The 18,864-nt window shown below is 59.7% G+C and carries 17 protein-coding genes; 13 read left to right on the top strand and 4 right to left on the bottom strand.

Features of this window, described 5'->3' with window-relative positions:
* Positions 1-8: 8 nt before the first annotated feature.
* Positions 9-335, bottom strand: a complete 327-nt coding sequence (locus tag AC13QE_RS26970; protein ID WP_488486029.1) for a hypothetical protein — start codon at positions 333-335, stop codon at positions 9-11.
* Positions 336-718: 383 nt separating this feature from the next.
* On the opposite strand from AC13QE_RS26970, the gene AC13QE_RS26965 reads away from it, so the two are divergent.
* Both AC13QE_RS26965 and AC13QE_RS26960 read left to right on the top strand, forming a co-directional pair.
* A complete protein-coding gene (locus AC13QE_RS26965; protein ID WP_015341285.1) occupies positions 719-1,036 on the top strand; it encodes a hypothetical protein in 318 nt (105 codons plus the stop codon).
* A gap of 175 nt (positions 1,037-1,211) precedes the next feature.
* The gene (locus AC13QE_RS26960) at positions 1,212-1,394 is read left to right on the top strand and encodes a Flp family type IVb pilin (RefSeq protein WP_132720718.1); all 183 of its coding nucleotides are present in this window, start codon (positions 1,212-1,214) and stop codon (positions 1,392-1,394) included.
* Positions 1,395-1,414: 20 nt separating this feature from the next.
* Here AC13QE_RS26960 and AC13QE_RS26955 read toward each other — a convergent pair whose 3' ends face one another.
* Complete coding sequence (locus tag AC13QE_RS26955; RefSeq protein ID WP_488486028.1) at positions 1,415-2,299, bottom strand: class I SAM-dependent methyltransferase; 885 nt, start codon at positions 2,297-2,299, stop codon at positions 1,415-1,417.
* A 118-nt stretch (positions 2,300-2,417) separates the two neighbouring features.
* On the opposite strand from AC13QE_RS26955, the gene AC13QE_RS26950 reads away from it, so the two are divergent.
* Genes AC13QE_RS26950 through AC13QE_RS26935 form a run of 4 tightly spaced genes read left to right on the top strand, consistent with a single transcriptional unit; the run spans position 2,418 to position 4,788 of the window.
* Positions 2,418-3,194: a ComF family protein gene (locus AC13QE_RS26950; protein ID WP_132720720.1), complete on the top strand. Its 777-nt coding sequence runs from the start codon at positions 2,418-2,420 to the stop codon at positions 3,192-3,194.
* 30 nt (positions 3,195-3,224) lie between these two features.
* On the top strand, positions 3,225-3,482 hold the full coding sequence (grxC, locus tag AC13QE_RS26945; RefSeq protein ID WP_112607655.1) for a glutaredoxin 3: 258 nt from the start codon (positions 3,225-3,227) through the stop codon (positions 3,480-3,482).
* Positions 3,483-3,505: 23 nt separating this feature from the next.
* Positions 3,506-4,363, top strand: coding sequence for a carbon-nitrogen hydrolase family protein (locus AC13QE_RS26940; RefSeq protein WP_488486027.1), 858 nt, complete (start codon positions 3,506-3,508; stop codon positions 4,361-4,363).
* Positions 4,360-4,788 carry a DUF1178 family protein gene (locus tag AC13QE_RS26935; protein WP_488486026.1) on the top strand — a complete coding sequence of 143 codons (429 nt, stop codon included), beginning with the start codon at positions 4,360-4,362 and terminating at the stop codon, positions 4,786-4,788. Before AC13QE_RS26940 ends, AC13QE_RS26935 begins: the two co-directional genes overlap by 4 nt.
* A 255-nt stretch (positions 4,789-5,043) precedes the next feature.
* Here AC13QE_RS26935 and ubiG read toward each other — a convergent pair whose 3' ends face one another.
* Positions 5,044-5,790, bottom strand: coding sequence for a bifunctional 2-polyprenyl-6-hydroxyphenol methylase/3-demethylubiquinol 3-O-methyltransferase UbiG (ubiG, locus tag AC13QE_RS26930; protein WP_488486025.1), 747 nt, complete (start codon positions 5,788-5,790; stop codon positions 5,044-5,046).
* Positions 5,791-6,055: 265 nt separating this feature from the next.
* On the opposite strand from ubiG, the gene AC13QE_RS26925 reads away from it, so the two are divergent.
* The 7 genes from AC13QE_RS26925 (at position 6,056) to clpB (ending at position 16,500) form a co-directional block, all read left to right on the top strand.
* The gene (locus tag AC13QE_RS26925; protein WP_488486024.1) at positions 6,056-6,682 is read left to right on the top strand and encodes a hypothetical protein; all 627 of its coding nucleotides are present in this window, start codon (positions 6,056-6,058) and stop codon (positions 6,680-6,682) included.
* A 170-nt stretch (positions 6,683-6,852) separates the two neighbouring features.
* Positions 6,853-8,127, top strand: a complete 1,275-nt coding sequence (locus AC13QE_RS26920; protein WP_015341275.1) for an aspartate kinase — start codon at positions 6,853-6,855, stop codon at positions 8,125-8,127.
* Positions 8,128-8,227: 100 nt separating this feature from the next.
* Complete coding sequence (gene ptsP, locus AC13QE_RS26915; protein ID WP_488486023.1) at positions 8,228-10,495, top strand: phosphoenolpyruvate--protein phosphotransferase; 2,268 nt, start codon at positions 8,228-8,230, stop codon at positions 10,493-10,495.
* A gap of 93 nt (positions 10,496-10,588) precedes the next feature.
* On the top strand, positions 10,589-11,668 hold the full coding sequence (gene prfA / locus AC13QE_RS26910; RefSeq protein ID WP_488486022.1) for a peptide chain release factor 1: 1,080 nt from the start codon (positions 10,589-10,591) through the stop codon (positions 11,666-11,668).
* Positions 11,665-12,540, top strand: a complete 876-nt coding sequence (gene prmC, locus AC13QE_RS26905) for a peptide chain release factor N(5)-glutamine methyltransferase (protein WP_488486021.1) — start codon at positions 11,665-11,667, stop codon at positions 12,538-12,540. Before prfA ends, prmC begins: the two co-directional genes overlap by 4 nt.
* 346 nt (positions 12,541-12,886) lie before the next feature.
* Positions 12,887-13,582 carry a DUF4167 domain-containing protein gene (locus AC13QE_RS26900; protein ID WP_488486020.1) on the top strand — a complete coding sequence of 232 codons (696 nt, stop codon included), beginning with the start codon at positions 12,887-12,889 and terminating at the stop codon, positions 13,580-13,582.
* A gap of 317 nt (positions 13,583-13,899) precedes the next feature.
* Positions 13,900-16,500: an ATP-dependent chaperone ClpB gene (gene clpB / locus AC13QE_RS26895; RefSeq protein WP_112336481.1), complete on the top strand. Its 2,601-nt coding sequence runs from the start codon at positions 13,900-13,902 to the stop codon at positions 16,498-16,500.
* 98 nt (positions 16,501-16,598) lie between these two features.
* On the opposite strand, the gene AC13QE_RS26890 is transcribed toward clpB, so the two are convergent.
* Positions 16,599-18,539, bottom strand: a complete 1,941-nt coding sequence (locus tag AC13QE_RS26890) for a M23 family metallopeptidase (protein WP_488486019.1) — start codon at positions 18,537-18,539, stop codon at positions 16,599-16,601.
* Positions 18,540-18,864: the final 325 nt, after the last annotated feature.

The raw sequence follows: 18,864 nt of genomic DNA, 5'->3' as shown, positions 1-18,864 counted from the left end.
TGCCATGTCTAGATATCCTTGAATTTGAAAGTTGATTTTGCGAGCTGATCGAGCTGGGAGACGCCCGGTCCTCTAGGGGACGCATCCGTCTTCGGCATTTTGCGGAGCAAATCCGTCAGCATGTCAGATTGCCTGTTACATTCGTGGCGAATTGCCTCAAGATGTTCGAGCATCAGTCCAAGGGCAAAAATCACGGCGCCGCTAAAAGCGTAGGAAAGGGCGCCTATCAGCCCAGCCGCTACGCCGGCTGCACTTCCACTAAACAACGTCGCAATCCCGAACAGGATCGCAATACCAATCACCAAACCGCCAACCGCCTTGAGCAAACCTGCCATGTGTAAATTCCCGCAACCCAAGATAATAAAAGATAGCTTGGCGCTATATCATAGCGCAAATGTCAATCTCTATTATTTGGTGTATCGAAGAAATATTCTGTCAATACGTGCATCTGCGCAGCGAATTTGATGTCCCGTAGCGGGGCGGATCTCTTTCGCGTTTACGCAGAGACGGTTTGGAATGCGTTAAGGCGGCGCATCGAATTTATGGTTAACGATAATTAGCCATTTAAAATCAGATCTATAGCCTGATTCGGCCATTGTCCCGGAATTTTACGTCTCATTAATTTGCATGTGGATATTAAGGGATCGTTTATGACCTTCTGGCATTCAATTCTCTCAATCAAGCGGGTTGTTGGGTGCGTTAGAGAAGGCTTGACATAATGGACGACGATTTCTGGAAAGCTGTTCAGGAAAAAGAGCAGTCCTATTCCACGTCGCGCAGGACGGGCGCGTTGAATATCGCTTTGCTGTTCGGTACGGCGGCGGTCGCGCTTTCGCTTATTCTGACCCCCATGCTCTCTGACAAATCCAAGTCGCGCGTGCTTGCAAGCGCGCCGGATATCGACAATATTGCTACGGGTTCGATCCCGCAGACGGAAAATGGCAAGCGGTATACGATCCGCCGTAGCGTTCTGCAGCAGGAACCGGGTTCGGTCTGCATCGTCCAGGGTTATGGTGCCGATACCGGCTGCCAATAGCGCATTTCCAGGAAAAGTGCGCAGCGGTTTTCCGTCCGGAATGCGTAAGGAAAAAAATAGAGCGTTTTCGCGCATCGAAGAAAAGCGGAAATGCTATAGTGCATGAGCATAGCCTGCCGGATGCCATGACGAGCATCGGATTCTTCAGTTTTCCAATGCTGGGAGCTTCGAGCTTATGCGTTCCGTTCGGCGTATTTTCACTGATAAGACCGGTGCCACGGTCATTGAATACGGTCTGATTGCTGCCTTGTTGTCAGCCGCAATCATCAGCGGTGTCGGCGCCTTCGGCGGCAGCCTTTCAAACACATTCAATCTTCTGTCCGATACGATCCAGAATTCGGCGGCATCCCAGAACTGACGCGGTCGGAAAATCTTTGGCTATTGTTTGAGCTTGTGCTCCTCAACCTTGAGCGCATCCGCCAAGCGCGCCTTGGCGGAGCCCGGTCGCAGTGGCTTCTGCTGGCTTTCGTGCGGCGTCCAGCCTGAGACGTAGATGATCGAAAATGTCGCCCTGATCCGCCCGTCCGGATCGGAATAGCGTTCGGCGTAAAGCTCCGCCGCACGCAGAAAGAAGGCACGCGTCAGCGGCTTGCGGCTGCGATCGACCAGCGGATTGGTCATGCCCATGGCGCGCAGATCGCGCATCAAGGCAAACAGATTGTCGTAGCGCACGGTGTAGTTTTCGGCGTCGATGACGGGCAGTGTAAAGCCTGCACGCTGAAGGAGACCGCCGACATCGCGGACATCGGCAAAGGGGATGACGCGTGGGCTTGCGCCGCCCGTCAGCTCTATTTCGGTCGCGAGCAGCACGTCACGCAGTTCCTGCAGGGTTCCCGAGCCGGGGATCGCCGCCAGAAAAAGACCGTCAGCTTTCAGCGCCCGGCGGATCTGGATGAAGACGCCGGGCGTGTCGTTGGTGACATGCAGGCTGAGCGGGGAAAGCACGAGGTTAACCGATTCCGGCGCGAGCGGCAGCTCCTCCGGCGGCGCCTCGATAATGGTCTCGCCGGGAGCGGCAAAACCCTTCTCGCTTTCAATCCGTTTCAGGTGACCGATCTTGCCTGTCGCCAGAGCGAGGCGCGCGGCAATGCCTGTCGCGCCGTGCAGCTCGACCGCGTCGTCGAAATGGCGTTCGGTGACGGCGAGCCGTTCCGCTAGTTCGCTGGCGGCAATATCGAGCAGGAAAGCCGCTTTCGTATCACCTTGTTTTAGCGCCCGGCGTTTGCGGGCCGAAAGCAGCGATTGGTCGAATACGATTTCCATGGTGGTTTCCTGCACTATCATCAATTCGGCTGGGCATGCCGGGCACGCGCGTTTTTCTCGCGCAATTCCGGGCGGAAAACCGCTATACACTTTTCCTGGAATTGCTAGTCTCAATCATATGGGAATGATGGGACGCGAAATCACCTTATCGATGCTGGGCGCCGGGCTGAAAAGGCCGTGGGTGGCGCTCGCGGATCTGGTCTATCCGCCCGCATGTCCGGGCTGTGGGGTTTCGGTCGGCGCGCATCGTGGTCTTTGCCCCGCATGCTGGTCCGGTATTCGCTTCATCGAGCGACCTTATTGCGAGGTTCTGGGCAGCCCATTTTCTCATGATCTTGGGGCCGGCATTCTGAGTGCCGAGGCAATCGCCGATCCGCCTGTCTTCGACCGTCTGCGCTCCGCCGCCGTTCACGACGGGATCGTGCGCGATCTCGTTCTCAGCCTGAAATATCGCGATCGCACCGATCTCGCGCCGATGATGGCGGGCTGGATGCTGCGCGCCAGCGACGGCACGATTGCGGATTGCGATGCAATCATTCCGGTGCCGCTGCACCGGGCGCGGCTGTTTGCGCGCAAGTACAATCAGGCCGCCGAGCTTGCCCGACATATCGCCCGCCTTTCGGGCAAGCCGTTGCTGGCAGCAACGCTTTTGCGCGTCAAACGCACGAGCCAGCAGGTGGGCCTCGGAGCCAAGGCGCGGCAGGATAATGTGCGCGGCGCATTCGCCGTTTCCGAGCATCGGGCCGCCGATATATTCGGGCGGCGCATCGTTCTTGTCGACGACGTTTATACGACCGGCGCCACGGTTGCCGCGGCCACGCGCGCGCTGAAGAAAGCAGGTGCTGCCGATGTCACTGTTTTGACCTTTGCAAGGGTCGTCGGCCATCTTATATGACAGTCAATATAGGCTTTTCCGGAGTGGATCATGGCATCCGTCGTTATCTATACACGTGAATTCTGCGGCTATTGCGCCCGCGCGAAATCCCTGCTCGAATCCAAGGGCGTCGATTATGTCGAGCATAACGCCACCTATTCGCCCGAGATGCGGCAGGAGATGATCGCCAAGGCGAATGGCGCCTCGACCTTCCCGCAGATTTTCATCAATGGTCAGCATGTCGGCGGCTGTGACGACATCCACGCACTCGACCGGGCCGGCAAGCTCGATCCGATGCTGGCTGCCTGATCCATATGACGAGGGAGAGACCGATGAGCTTCAAGGCCGCTGCCATCCAGATGTGTTCCGGCGTCGATCCGGTGAAGAACGCGGCTGATATGGCCCGTCTGGTGCGTGACGCCGCCTCGCAGGGGGCAATCTACGTGCAGACGCCGGAGATGACCGGTGCCGTACAAAAGGATCGCCCGGGTCTGCGCGCTGTGCTGCGAGACGAGCCGAACGATATCATCGTCAAGACGGCCTCCGAGCTGGCGAAGGAACTCGGCATCTATCTTCACATCGGCTCGACGGCCATTGCGCTCGATGACGGCAAGATCGCCAATCGCGGTTTCCTCTTCGGTCCTGACGGCAAGCTCATCAATCGCTACGACAAGATCCATATGTTCGATGTCGATCTCGACAATGGCGAGAGTTGGCGTGAAAGCGCCGTCTACCGGCCGGGATCGGAAGCGCGCATCGCGTCGCTGCCGTTTGCTCAACTCGGCTTTTCTATCTGCTACGATGTCCGCTTTCCGCAGCTCTTCCGCGCCCAGGCCGTTGCCGGCGCCGAGGTGATGACGGTGCCTGCCGCCTTCACAAAACAGACCGGCGAAGCGCATTGGGAAATCCTGCTGCGCGCCCGCGCCATCGAAAACGGCATGTTCGTCATCGCCGCCGCCCAGGCCGGCAAGCATGAGGACGGCCGCGAGACCTTCGGCCATTCGATGATCATCGATCCTTGGGGCAAGGTGCTGGCATCCGCCGGCGGCACGGGCGAGGCCGTCGTCATCGCCGAGATTGATACTGCTGCCGTCAAATCAGCCCATGACAAGATACCGAACCTGAAGAATGCGCGTGAATTTTCGCTGGAGAAGATCGCGACGCCGGCGGCTGGAGGCGTCGCTGCTTGATCCGTTATTCGCTTACCTGTGACAATGCCCATGAGTTCGAGGGCTGGTTTTCCGAAAGCGCCGATTTCGATCGCCAGGTCGCAAGCGGTTTCCTTACCTGTCCTGTCTGCAATTCGGGTGCGATCTCCAAGCTCCTGATGGCGCCTTCGGTTTCGACGGCGCGCAAGAAGGATGAGTTGCAGACGCTCGCGATGGACGCAGCGCGCAAGCAGGCCTTGGTGAAACTCAAGGAAGCGGTCGACGCCATCAAGGCCAATGCCGAGGATGTTGGCACGAAGTTTCCCGAGGAAGCCCGCAAGATTCATTACGGCGAAGCAGATGCGCGCGGGATCATCGGTAAAGCGACGCCGGACGAGGCACAGGCACTCGTCGAGGAAGGCATCGAGATCGCCGCCATTCCCATACTCCCCGACGATATCAACTGATGCCGGTACGGGCGGAGAACCTTTTCACCCCCCTCTGTCCCTTTCGGGACATCTCCCCCACAAGGGGGGAGATTGTTGGGAGTTTGCGGCGCTCTCTGCTAAGCCGATAAATTCAAGCATAAGTGGATGCGATACTTGTTTGGTGCGAGAAGTTACCACGCGCTACCGATCTCCCCCCTTGTGGGGGAGATGTCACGAAGTGACAGAGGGGGGTATCGGAGCTTCAGCATTCGCGGTGCTGTGGGCGTGAAGATCTCACGCGACCCGCTTGGCCAACAGCATATAATTGACGTCCATATCTTTCGATAGGTTCCAGCGGTCCTGCAGCGGCGAATAGAAGACGCCCGTGCGGGCGGTGATCTCGAGACCGCTTGCGGCAAGCGGCTTTTCGATCTCTTCAGGACGTACGAGCTTTTCGTATTGATGGGTGCCGCGCGGCAGCCAGCGCAGCACGTTTTCCGCCGCGAAAATGGCAAGCGCTGCTGCCTTCATGGTGCGATTGATGGTCGCGACGAACATCAGGCCGCCGGGGCGCACCATTTTCGCGCAGGTCGATAGGAAGAATTCGACGTCGGCGACATGCTCCACCACTTCCATGTTCAGTACGATATCGAAGGTTTCGCCGGCTTCGGCCAGTTGCTCGGCCGTGACGGCGCGGTAGTCGACGGGAACGCCGGAGGCTTTTGCGTGCGTCGAGGCGATGCCGATATTCTTTTCGGAAGGGTCGGCGCCAATGACGGTGGCGCCCATGCGCGCGACCGGCTCGGACAGGAGGCCGCCGCCGCAGCCGATGTCGAGCACACGCAGACCCTCAAGCGGCCTGCTGCTCTTCGGGTCGCGGTCGAAATTCTCGCAGGCGCGGTCGCGGATATAGGCAAGGCGCACAGGATTGAACTTGTGCAGCGGCTTGAACTTGCCAGTGGGGCTCCACCACTCGGCCGCCATGGCGGAGAAACGGTCCACTTCGCTCTGGTCGATCGTGCTCTTTGCCGTTTCGTTCATGGCTTGCTCCGTGATTTGCGTCGTTCGAAGGTTCGGACGACCGCACGCAATAATTCTATCCCGTAGGGTGAAGTCGGACGATCGATGCGCGATGTCAAGGGCCTGCGACCTTCGATCAGCTGTGGGCTATCCCGATCAGGAGTCGCGAATTGCGATGCGAAGGTTGACATGGAGGTATCTTATGGCCGATCAATCCGCGGGGCTGTGAAATGGACTTTCGGGACCGGGATCGATTGCGGTCGACCGGCTTGTAGAGGAGTTCCTCATGAGACCATTCCGTCTCGCGACGGCCATCGCCATGGGCTGGCTTGCGGCCAGCCATGCAAATGCCGGGGACGGCAAGGGGTTTCGCCTGACGATCGACGGCATTAGCGTCGGCATCAATCCCGGCGATACGCTCGAAGTTACCATGAAGGACGGCAGCAAGGTGCCGGTGGAGCTGCAGCGCAGCGAAACGGTGACGTTCACGGGCGGCAAATTCTCCTTCGATCATGATGGCAAATTCACGGTCGCAAAGACGGATCTCGGAGACGGCGTGCAGCAATATGCGCTGATGACGCCGATCGGCACGGGCATCATCGTGCAGGTCTATAAAGGTCTCAATCCGTCGAGCTATACCGATGTCGTCCTGCAGCAGATGGTGCAGGAGAGCCTCAATGGCGGCGCCAAGATCAGCAAGCGGCCAACCCAGCGCACATTGCCGAGCGGTACCGTATTGAAGGGCATCAAGGCTGAGACGACCACGGACGGCGACGTCATGGAGTATGAGATCGTCGCGACCGGCCGGCCGGAAGGCGGGGTGCTTGTCGCCACCTTCCTCAACAGGGAAAACCTGCCCAGGGAAGAGGGCATTCTCGACAAGCTCTGGTCGACCTTAAAAGTTGATTTTTAGAGTAAGCTTTTAGCTGCCGAGGTATCCAGCGCTATTGCACCTGCCCGACAAACTCGCTAAGAGACGGCCCCATTGAGATCACGCTTTTCCGGCTACCGAACCGGGAGGGCGATTTTGCATGTCGGGCTTATCGCGTTCAGCCGCCCGGCGCAGGGTACTGGTAGAGGCACATGGCACGCATCGTGATGAAATTCGGCGGGACCTCCGTCGCGGATCTGGACCGTATCAAGAATGTCGCACGCCATGTGAAACGCGAGGTCGATGCCGGACACGAAGTGGCTGTGGTCGTTTCCGCCATGTCCGGCAAGACCAACGAACTGGTCGGCTGGGTCCAGAACATGCCGAAAGTCTCCGGCGCCAACCACTCGATCTATGATGCGCGCGAATATGATGCCGTCGTGGCTTCGGGCGAGCAGGTCACATCAGGCCTTCTGGCAATTGCGCTGCAGGCCATGGGCATCAACGCCCGTTCCTGGCAGGGCTGGCAGATCCCGATCCGCACCGACAACGCCCATGGCGCGGCCCGCATTCTCGAGATCGAGGGCGAGGACATCATCCGCCGCATGGGTGAGGGCCAGGTCGCCGTCATCGCCGGCTTTCAGGGGCTCGGCCCCGACAACCGCCTCTCGACGCTCGGCCGCGGCGGTTCCGACACCTCGGCCGTTGCGATCGCCGCCGCCGTGAAGGCCGACCGCTGCGACATCTATACCGACGTCGATGGCGTCTATACGACAGACCCGCGCATCGAGCCCAAGGCACGTCGCCTGAAGAAGATCGCCTTCGAAGAAATGCTCGAAATGGCCTCTCTCGGCGCGAAGGTGCTGCAGGTGCGTTCGGTCGAGCTCGCCATGGTGTTCAAGGTTCGCACCTTCGTACGCTCTTCTTTCGAGGATCCCGATGCTCCGGGCATGGGCGATCTGCTTAACCCGCCCGGAACGCTGATTTGTGACGAGGAAGAAATCGTGGAACAGGAAGTAGTCACCGGCATTGCCTATGCCAAGGATGAGGCCCAGATCTCGCTGCGCCGTCTTGCCGACCGGCCGGGTGTTTCCGCCGCGATCTTCGGGCCGCTGGCCGAAAACCACATCAATGTCGACATGATCGTCCAGAACATTTCCGAGGACGGCTCGAAGACCGACATGACCTTCACGGTTCCGTCCGGCGATGTCGAGAAGGCGCTGCGCGTCCTTGGCGAGAACAAGGAAAAGATCGGCTACGATGTCGTCCAGAGCGAATCAGGTCTGGTCAAGGTTTCGGTCATCGGCATCGGCATGCGCTCGCATGCAGGCGTGGCCGCGACCGCTTTCAGGGCACTTGCCGAAAAAGGCATCAACATCAAGGCTATTACGACGTCAGAAATCAAGATTTCCATCCTGATCGACGGTCCTTATGCAGAACTCGCAGTCAGGACTTTGCATTCCTGCTACGGTCTGGATAAGAGTTGAGTCACGACTGCTGACGACGGACCGTGACGGAGGCGAGTTTCGGCCGGCCCTGACGTGGGCAAGACGAGCATGACATCTTGATTCGGGAGCTAGTGGCGCAATGAGAGACCTATCCGGCGGTCCACGCGTTCTGCTCAAGCGGCTACGCGAATTGATGGCGGAGCCGCTGGAGCCGCAGGAGCGCCTTGACCGGATCGTCCGCCAGATTGCCAGCAACATGGTTGCCGAGGTTTGCTCGGTCTATGTGCTGCGCGCCGACGGTGTCCTCGAGCTTTATGCCACCGAGGGCCTGAATAAAGAGGCCGTCCACCTTTCGCAATTGAAGATGGGGCAAGGCCTCGTCGGCACGATTGCCGCCTCCGCCCAGCCGCTCAATCTTTCAGACGCGCAATCGCATCCCGCCTATCGCTACCTGCCGGAAACCGGCGAAGAGATTTATCATTCCTTCCTCGGCGTGCCGATTCTGCGCACCGGCCGTTCGCTCGGCGTTCTCGTCGTCCAGAACAAGGCGAGCCGCAATTATCGCGAGGAAGAGCTGGAGGCGCTCGAAACGACGGCCATGGTGCTGGCCGAGATGATCGCCACCGGCGAGCTGAAGAAGATCACCAAGCCGGGTCTGGAGCTTGACCTCACACGCTCCGTCACGATTGATGGCGACAGCTACAATGAAGGGATCGGTCTCGGCTATGTCGTGCTGCACGAGCCGCGCATCGTCGTCACCAACCTCTTGAACGAGGATACCGACAAGGAAATCGGCCGTCTCGCTGAAGCGATGGGATCGCTGCGCATTTCGATCGACGACATGCTCTCGCGCCGCGACGTTTCCATGGAAGGCGAACATCGCGAGGTTCTTGAAACCTACCGCATGTTCGCGCACGATCAGGGCTGGGTGCGCAAGCTGGAGGAAGCCGTCCGCAATGGCTTGACCGCTGAAGCCGCCGTCGAAAAGGTGCAGAGCGACACCAAGGCGCGCATGATGCGCCTGACAGATCCCTATCTGCGCGAACGCATGCATGATTTCGAGGATCTGGCCAACCGGCTTTTGCGGCAGCTCATCGGACATTCCGGGCGTACCAGTGCTGAAGGCTTTCCGAACGACGCGGTCATCTTTGCGCGTGCGATGGGTGCGGCGGAACTGCTCGATTATCCGCGCGCCAATATTCGCGGCCTGGTGCTGGAAGAGGGCGCTGTCACGAGTCATGTCGTCATCGTGGCGCGCGCCATGGGCATTCCGGTCGTCGGGCAGGCGGCAGGCATCGTCGCGCTGGCGGAAAACGGCGATTCGGTCATCATCGATGGCGATGGCGGCCATGTTCACCTTCGGCCTATGGCCGATCATCAGCGCTCCTATGAGGAGAAGGTCCGGTTTCGTGCCCGCAGGCAGGAGCAGTTCCGGGCTCTGCGCTCCGTCGAGCCGGTCACCAAGGACGGGCAGCGCATTTCGCTGTTGATGAATGCCGGCCTACTGGTGGACCTGCCGCAACTTGCGGAATCAGGGGCCGAGGGTATCGGCCTGTTCCGCACCGAGCTGCAGTTCATGATCGCCTCGACCATGCCGAAGGCGGATGAGCAGGAAGCCTTCTATCGCAATGTTCTGAAGCAGGCGGGCGGCCGTGTCGTCACGTTCCGCACGCTCGACATCGGCGGCGATAAGGTGGTTCCTTATTTCCGCGCGCATGAGGAAGAAAACCCCGCGCTCGGCTGGCGTGCCATCCGCCTCTCGCTCGATCGTCCCGGCCTATTGCGCACGCAGCTCAGGGCAATGCTCAAGGCGGCGGCCGACAACGAATTGAAGATGATGGTGCCGATGGTCACGGAAGTCTCCGAGATCAGGGCCGTGCGCGAGCTTCTGCAGAAGGAAGTGCAGCACCTCTCGCGCTTCGGGCACAGCCTGCCGCGCAAGCTGCAGTTCGGCGCAATGCTCGAGGTGCCCGCGCTGCTGTGGCAGCTGGACGAGCTGATGGCGGAAGTCGATTTCGTCTCGGTCGGCTCCAACGACCTGTTCCAGTTCTCGATGGCGGTCGATCGCGGCAATGCCCGCGTTTCGGATCGTTTCGATCCGCTCGAGCGGCCGTTCCTGCGTATCCTGCGCGATATTGTGCGCGCTGGCGAACGCAACAAGACGCCGGTGACGCTTTGCGGCGAACTGGCGGGCAAGACGGTTTCGGCTATGGCCCTGCTCGGAATCGGTTTCCGCTCGGTTTCGATGTCGCCGGCCTCGATCGGCCCGGTCAAGGCAATGCTGCTCGGGCTCGACCTCAAGGCCTTATCCGAGGTCATGGAGGCCGCGCTCGATGACAGGCAGCCGACGAGTTCCATGCGGGATATCCTTGTGCGCTTTGCCGAGAGCCACAATATTCCGCTTTAGCGCCCGATCCTGAAAAGCACGAAGCGGTTTGCAGGCAGGATCATGCGCATCACAACATCAAAGCAGAGATAATAAGAAGAATTGGAGTAGAGGGTGGCGAAGCTCCCCGTTGAAAAAATGCGCGAGTTGGAACGTCGCTTCGGCGAGATCGAGGCGCGCATGTCCGCTGGCCCGGCCGCGGATGTCTATGTGAAGCTTGCTTCTGAATATTCCGAATTGCAGCCGGTCGTGACCAAGATCCGCGATTATGAGCGCGCTCTAGCCGAGGCTGCCGATCTTGAAGCCATGCTCTCCGACAAATCGGTCGATCGCGAGATGCGCGATCTTGCCGAGATGGAGCTGCCCGAGGTTAAGGAGCGCATCGAGGCGCTGGAAAAGGATATCCAGGTCGAGCTTTTGCCGAAGGACGCGGCCGACGAGAAAAGCGCGATCCTGGAAATCCGCGCTGGCACCGGCGGTTCCGAGGCGGCGCTTTTTGCCGGTGACCTCTTCCGGATGTATGAGCGTTTCGCCGCCAGCAACGGCTGGAAGGTGGAGGTGCTTTCGGCGAGTGACGGCGAAGCCGGTGGTTTCAAGGAAATCATCGCCACCATCAGCGGCAAGGGCGTGTTTTCCCGGCTGAAGTTCGAATCCGGCGTCCATCGCGTGCAGCGCGTGCCGGAAACCGAGGCGGGCGGGCGCATCCACACCTCGGCGGCGACCGTTGCCGTTCTGCCGGAGGCCGAGGAGATCGATATCGAAATCCGGCCCGAGGATATCCGCATCGACACCATGCGCTCATCCGGCGCCGGCGGCCAGCACGTCAACACGACGGACTCGGCCGTGCGCATCACGCATCTTCCCTCCGGCATCGTCGTCACGAGCTCGGAAAAGTCGCAGCACCAGAACCGCGCCAAGGCCATGCAGGTCCTGCGGTCGCGCCTCTTTGACATGGAGCGCCAACGCGCCGACAGTGAGCGTTCCGCCGACCGCAAAAGCCAGGTTGGCTCCGGCGATCGCTCCGAGCGCATCCGCACCTATAACTTCCCGCAAGGGCGCGTCACCGATCACCGCATCAACCTGACGCTCTACAAGCTCGACCGGATGATGGAAGGCGAGATCGACGAGGTGGTCGATGCGCTTTTGGCGGATTATCAGGCGAGCCAGCTCGCCCAGCTCGGCGAACAGGCATGAGCGGCGAGCAGGGGCCGACCATATCCGGGCTCCTGCAAGAGGTGCGCTCGCGTTTTGCCGAGGTCGATCTCGACGATCCCGCCACGGAAGCCCGCATTCTTGTCGGTGGCCTTCTTCGCCTTTCCGCGGCCGGGCTGGTGACGCGCGGTTCCGAGCCTGTGTCCGCAGATGATGCCGCGACGGTACGGGCTGCGATTGCCCGGCGGCTCAATCATGAGCCGGTCCATCGCATTCTCGGCGAACGCGAGTTTTATGGTCTCTCCCTGCGGCTGTCGCCGGCGACGCTCGAGCCACGGCCTGATACGGAAATTCTCGTCGATACGATGCTGCCGCATATCAGGCGTCTTGAATCCAAGATCGGCAATATCCATATACTGGACATTGGAACGGGTACCGGGGCCATCTGTTTGGCTCTGCTCCATGAAAGCCCGCAGGCGACGGGTGTCGGTTCCGATATTTCCAGCGAAGCGCTGGAAACGGCTCGCGGGAATGCTGAGCGAAATGGCCTGGCAGAGCGGTTCATGACCGCGCATGGAAGCTGGTTTGACGCCATCCACGAATGTTTTCATGTGATTGTCTCAAATCCGCCCTATATTGCGTCCAATGTCATTTCCATTCTCGCTCCAGAAGTAAAGGATTTCGATCCTCCCGCGGCCCTTGACGGGGGCCTTGATGGGCTGGATGCTTACAGGGCGATCGCGAAGGACGCGGCTCGGTTCCTGCATCCGGACGGTATGATAGGGGTGGAGATCGGCTACGATCAGCGTGAAACGGTGACTTCAATTTTTGAAGGAGCAGGATTTTCCCTCGTCGAGGCGGTCCGTGACTACGGGCAGAATGACCGGGTTCTTGTGTTTGAATTTCAACATTAATGCGACGTTTTCAGCGGATTTGTGAGACCCCGTTGCTATCGCAAAGAAAAAGCTTGGATTTCCTGAGGAAGCAATATAGGTTGCGCTCACGCGTTGGGCGGCTGGGAATGAGCGAGACGATTCGCTTATCTTGGACAGCCTCGGGGAACCGCTCTCTGGTAAGAGTGTCAAAGGTTGAAGATAACCCAATGCGTGATCAGTTTAATCTGACGTAGTCGAGCGGCAGACCGGCGCTAAAGCGCAGTTTGCTTGCGGCACGAAAGCCCTGGTTTGGCAGTGTCCGAACCGCGGCGGCAGGTGTCGTGTATAATTTTATCCCAACGAAGAGAATTCAGGTGAAGGATCTATGAGGCCAGGACAGCAGAACAAGCGCGGTCGGGGGCGTGGTAACAACAACGGCGGCGGCGGAAATAACAACAACAATTTCAACCGCAAGGGCTCGAACCCGCTGACCAGGACTTACGACAGCTCTGGTCCCGACGTGAAAATCCGCGGAACCGCACAGCATATCGCCGAGAAGTACGCGGCCTTGGCTCGCGATGCTCAAAGCTCCGGCGACCGCGTCATGGCGGAAAATTACCTGCAGCATGCCGAACACTACAATCGGATCATTGCCAGCGCTCAGGCGCAGATGCAGGAGCGCTACCAGCGCGACGATCATCACAACTACAATGACCGCGATAATGCCGAGCGTGACATCGACGATATGGACGCGCAGGAAATCGACGATCAGCCGCAGATGGCTCAACCTCACGTTCGCCAGCAGCAGGCTGCTCCAGCCGTTGCTGCTGCTCCGGCCAGTGAGCCCGAAGCCATCAACGGTACCGGCCCGCAGCCGGTGATCGAAGGCATTCCGGCCGAAGTGGCGATCGAAGAGGAAACTCCGGCAGTCGCTGCCACCGAGCGCCAGCCGCGCCGTCGCAGTGCAGGCGGCAATCGTCCGCGCCGCCAGCCGCGCCGCAGTGCTGCAGCCGAGGGCGAAGACCAGGGTGAAGCCGGGTCGAGCGAAGCTCCGGCTTTGGCGGACGCTACCTCGGAATAAGTCGCTCCGCTGGAGTGAACGAGTTAATAAAGCGAGAATGCAGGAATGGCGGCGAAAGCCGCCATTCCTTTTTGTATGGCGGGTAGTCCCTTTCTGGACTAACCGGCGCTTCTTCGATTGCCGAAGCAAATGGAGCCACTCCGTCCGGTTTTTCCATTCCGCGACCCTTTAAACTCTTCGAATATCCTCCCATATTCTCTCCAGTTGTCTTGCCGCAAATCTCAATGGCGGAAAGGCGGGGCCTGCCTCTAGAGGGGGCTCAATCTCAATCATCGGTCTGTGCCGGGTCCGGGCAGAGCGATTCATGGAGGTCTCATATGAATATTGAAAAATACTCCGAGCGGGTACGCGGTTTCCTGCAATCCGCCCAAACCAATGCGCTTGCGCAAGGAAATCAGCAGTTCACCCCCGAACATGTTCTCAAGGTGCTTCTGGACGACGACCAGGGCATGGCTGCCTCGTTGATCGAACGCGCCGGCGGTGACGCCAAGGCTGCGCGTCTTGCCAATGATGCCGCGCTTGCCAAGCTACCGAAGGTTTCCGGCGGCGACGGTCAGGTCTATCTCTCACAGCCGCTCGCCAAGGTCTTTACCACTGCTGAAGATGCCGCAAAGAAGGCTGGCGATAGTTTCGTCACCGTCGAGCGTCTCTTGCAGGCTTTGGCCATCGAACCCTCGGCTTCCACTTCGGCGAGCCTGAAGAAGGCCGGCGTTACACCTGTCGCCCTCAATCAGGTCATCAACGATATCCGCAAGGGCCGCACGGCCGACTCGGCCAATGCGGAGCAAGGCTTCGATTCCTTGAAGAAATATGCCCGCGACCTCACCGCCGAGGCCCGCGAAGGTAAGCTCGACCCTGTGATCGGCCGTGACGACGAAATCCGTCGCACGATCCAGGTCCTGTCGCGCCGCACGAAGAACAATCCTGTGCTGATCGGCGAGCCTGGCGTCGGCAAGACGGCCATCGTCGAAGGCCTGGCGTTGCGCATCGTCAATGGCGACGTGCCGGAATCGCTGAAAGATAAGAAGCTGATGGCGCTCGACATGGGGGCGCTGATTGCCGGTGCAAAATTCCGCGGCGAGTTCGAAGAGCGGCTGAAAGCCGTGCTCAACGAGGTGCAGTCGGAAAACGGCGAGATCATCCTGTTCATCGATGAGATGCACACCCTCGTCGGTGCCGGCAAGGCTGACGGCGCCATGGATGCGTCCAACCTGCTGAAGCCTGCGCTTGCGCGCGGCGAGCTGCACTGCGTCGGCGCAACCACGCTCGATGAATATCGCAAGCATGTCGAGAAGGATCCGGCCCTTGCGCGTCGTTTCCAGCCCGTCATGGTCGAGGAGCCGACGGTTGAAGACACGATCTCGATCCTGCGCGGCTTGAAGGAAAAGTATGAGCAGCATCACAAGGTGCGCATCGCCGATGCCGCGCTGGTGGCTGCCGCAACCCTATCGAACCGCTACATCACCGACCGCTTCCTGCCGGATAAGGCCATCGACCTGATGGACGAAGCCGCGGCGCGTCTGCGCATGCAGGTGGATTCCAAGCCGGAAGAGCTCGACGAACTCGATCGCCGCATCATTCAGCTGAAGATCGAACGCGAGGCATTGAAGAAGGAAACCGACCAGGCCTCGGCTGACCGGCTGAAGCGGCTGGAGACAGATCTTACGTCTCTGGAAGAGGAAGCCGATGCGCTGACTGCGCGCTGGCAGGCCGAAAAGCAGAAGCTTGGTCTTGCCGCCGACCTGAAGAAGCAGCTCGACGATGCCCGCAACGAACTTGCCATTGCCCAGCGCAAGGGTGAGTTCCAGCGCGCCGGCGAGCTTGCCTATGGCGTGATCCCCAATCTCGAGAAGGAACTCCACGCCGCGGAAGAGCAGGATAGTGCCCGTGATTCCATGGTGCAGGAGGTCGTCACCGCCGACAATATCGCCCAAGTCGTTTCCCGCTGGACCGGGATTCCCGTGGACAAGATGCTGGAAGGCGAGCGCGACAAGCTGCTCAGGATGGAAGACGAGTTGGCAAAGTGGGTCGTCGGCCAGGGCGATGCCGTTCAGGCCGTCTCGCGCGCCGTTCGCCGCTCTCGCGCCGGCCTGCAGGATCCGAACCGGCCGATCGGCTCGTTCATCTTCCTCGGCCCGACCGGTGTCGGCAAGACGGAGCTGACCAAGGCGCTTGCCCGCTTCCTCTTCGACGACGACACTGCGATGGTGCGCATCGACATGTCCGAGTACATGGAAAAGCACTCCGTGGCCCGGCTGATCGGTGCTCCTCCCGGCTATGTCGGCTATGAGGAAGGCGGCGCGCTGACCGAAGCCGTCCGCCGTCGGCCCTATCAGGTCGTGCTGTTCGACGAGATCGAAAAGGCGCATCCCGATGTCTTTAACATCCTGCTCCAGGTTCTGGATGACGGACGGTTGACGGACGGACAGGGCCGCACGGTCGATTTCCGCAACACGATGATCATCATGACTTCCAATCTGGGCGCCGAATATCTGACCCAGCTGAAGGATGGCGATGATAGCGATCTGGTGCGCGAGCAGGTGATGGAAGTCGTCCGGTCGCATTTCCGGCCGGAATTCCTGAACCGTATCGACGAGATCATCCTGTTCCATCGCCTGAAGCGCGATGAGATGGGCGCGATCGTCGACATTCAGCTCGAGCGGCTGCTGAAGCTGCTGTCGGAACGTAAGATCACGCTCGAACTCGATGACGATGCCCGCAACTGGCTCGCCAACAAGGGTTACGATCCGGTCTATGGTGCAAGGCCGCTGAAGCGGGTGATCCAGAAATACGTCCAGGATCCGCTCGCCGAACAGATCCTTTCGGGTCAAATTCCGGATGGTTCGCTCGTCAAGGTCACCAGCGGTTCAGACCGGCTGTTGTTTCGTCCGCGCCAGGCGGTAAACGAAGCGGCCTAAGCTATAGCCTGTGAATAAATGCGGATGGCGGTCTTCGGGCCGCCATTTTGCCATCGGCCGCGGCGCGGCCCCAATGTGAAATGGCCGAGCGGCTCGGGCTATTTGCTGGCGATCTGCTTCGTCTTCTCGTCGGTCAGCAGTGTATCGATGCGCTTGCGCTCTTCCTGGAATTTGGCGAGCGCGTCGCCTTCAAGCGATTTGCCGCCGGGAAGGCGGATGCGCAGCGGGTCGACCTTCGTACCGTTGACGATCAGCTCATAGTGCAGGTGAGGGCCGGTCGCGAGACCTGTCGAGCCGATGAAGCCGATCACCTGTCCCTGCACGACCTTCGCGCCAGGGACGATGCCCTTGGCGATGGCACTCTGGTGATTGTAGGAGGAGACGTAGCCGTTCGCATGCCGGATCAAGGTCTGATTGCCGAAACCGCCGGAATCCCAGCTGGCCTTTTCGACGATGCCGTTGCCGGCAGCGATGATCGGCGTGCCGCGCGGTGCTGACCAGTCGACGCCGGTATGCATGCGGGCAAAGCCTAGGATCGGGTGGCGGCGCATGCCGAAGCCGGATTTGAAGACGCCGGTGGGAACAGGATTGCGCAGCAGGAATTGCCGGATGCTCTTGCCGGCCTCGTCGAAGTAATCGATCGAGTGATCCGTCGGATCCTCGAAGCGGTAGAAACGGGTGATGTTATCGCCGAAACGGGCGTTGACGTAGAGCAGCTCGGAATCGGCCGTCGCCTGTCCCTTGTCGTCAGTGACGGAGAAGAAGGCTTCCAGTGAATCCGTCGGCTTTAGCTGTGCCTGGAAATCGACATTGCTCGCCAGCAGCTTGACGATCTGCGCCACCATCTCCTTGGTCATGCCGTAGGAAAGGGCGGCGCGATAGATGCCGTCATAGACGCTCGGCAGGTCACGGCCGGCCGCCAGGGCGGGCGCGTCATTGTCGAAAGCCGTCGAGATGGCATCGAGCATTGGCGGCGCGCTGCCGGCAACGAAGTCGCCATGATCGTTCTGCGCAACGGTCAGCAGATGTTTCGTGCCGCGATAGATGCTGGCGCGGATGATTTTTGCCTGCTCGCCCTTCTGCAGGATGCCGATGCGCAGCACGTCGCCGGCGGAGACATCGGACGACCCGAAGAGCGGCTGGATCTTGGTTGCGACATCATTCGCGTCGGCTTTGAGGTAGCCGGCGCCTATGAGTGCCGCGGCAATCGGCATGTTCTCGCGGACGGGAATAATATCGTCGGCAAATTCTTCCGTCTGCGCAGTCACCGCTTCCGGAGCCGAGACGGACATGTTCTCTTCTACGATGCGAGCTGCAAGGCCCGCTGTCAGGTCGACGTCGGAATCGTCATTGGCGAAACGACGCGGGTCGACATAGTAGAGCGCCGAAAGCTGGGCATTGCCGTCGGCCAGTACCGAGCCATTGGAACGGACATTCTCTTCGACCTCATCAAGCGACATGGAGCCGGCAAGCTGGAATGGAATGTCCTTGGCAGGAAAGGCTATCGTCTTCAGGCTGACTTCGGATTCGACGTCCGATCCATAAATGGCACCGGTCTTGTTGGCTGGCTGCGGTATGTTGTCGTCCGTCGAAAAGATCGCCAAAGGATCGAAGGGCGGGTAGCTCTCGCTGGCGATCCGGTTGGTGGCGAGGGCGATCTTCACATGGGCGAAGGGTTGGCGGCGCACCACCTCCTTGTCGCCATCGCGTACAACGGTCGACACTTCAAGAACATTGCGGTCGGAAGGCTTCGAGGCGATCGCCGTGGAAATCAGTCGGCCGCCGCGCGTGACCTGATCATCGGCAGCATTATGATTATCGACCGTCGCATAGGCTTCCGCAGGGATTGCGAGCTGCTGCCGGCCGTCGAGTGCGGCAAACAATGCTACGCCCATAAGGATGCTTGACGTGACACCGGTCAGAAAGGTGCCGGAAAGCCAACGGAGAGAGACCTCGCGCCGATCCGGTGCCCGCCGGCCATCCGCCAGGATTGGCGGCTCGTTGCCGAGGGATCGGAGCATCATCTTGTCCGTCATCATGCCGATCGTGATCCGCTTCCTTCATGCGAGCCCGCAGGCTGGGGGCGAAGATGTGCATATTTATGACAGAAGTGTCAAATCAACCAGCCGCTTTTTGAGTCATTCCGTGCCCTGTTTCCCATAAATGCCAGGAACGGTGGCACTGGGTTCTAGTGCCGAGATGCAGCTTTTGAGCCGGTTCCATCGTTTTGCGGCCATGTCGGATGCTCTCCGGTGGGTATCTAAAGGTGTTCCGGGGGGGGTTTTAGGACGTCCATCGGGATGTTCATAAAAGTTACATAAGAATCAAACAGTTATGTGTTTTTTGATTTTTTTCAAAATAGGC

It is taken from the genome of Martinezella sp. CNPSo 3957 (assembly GCF_057784395.1).
This window is presented reverse-complemented; position numbering and strand designations above follow the sequence as displayed.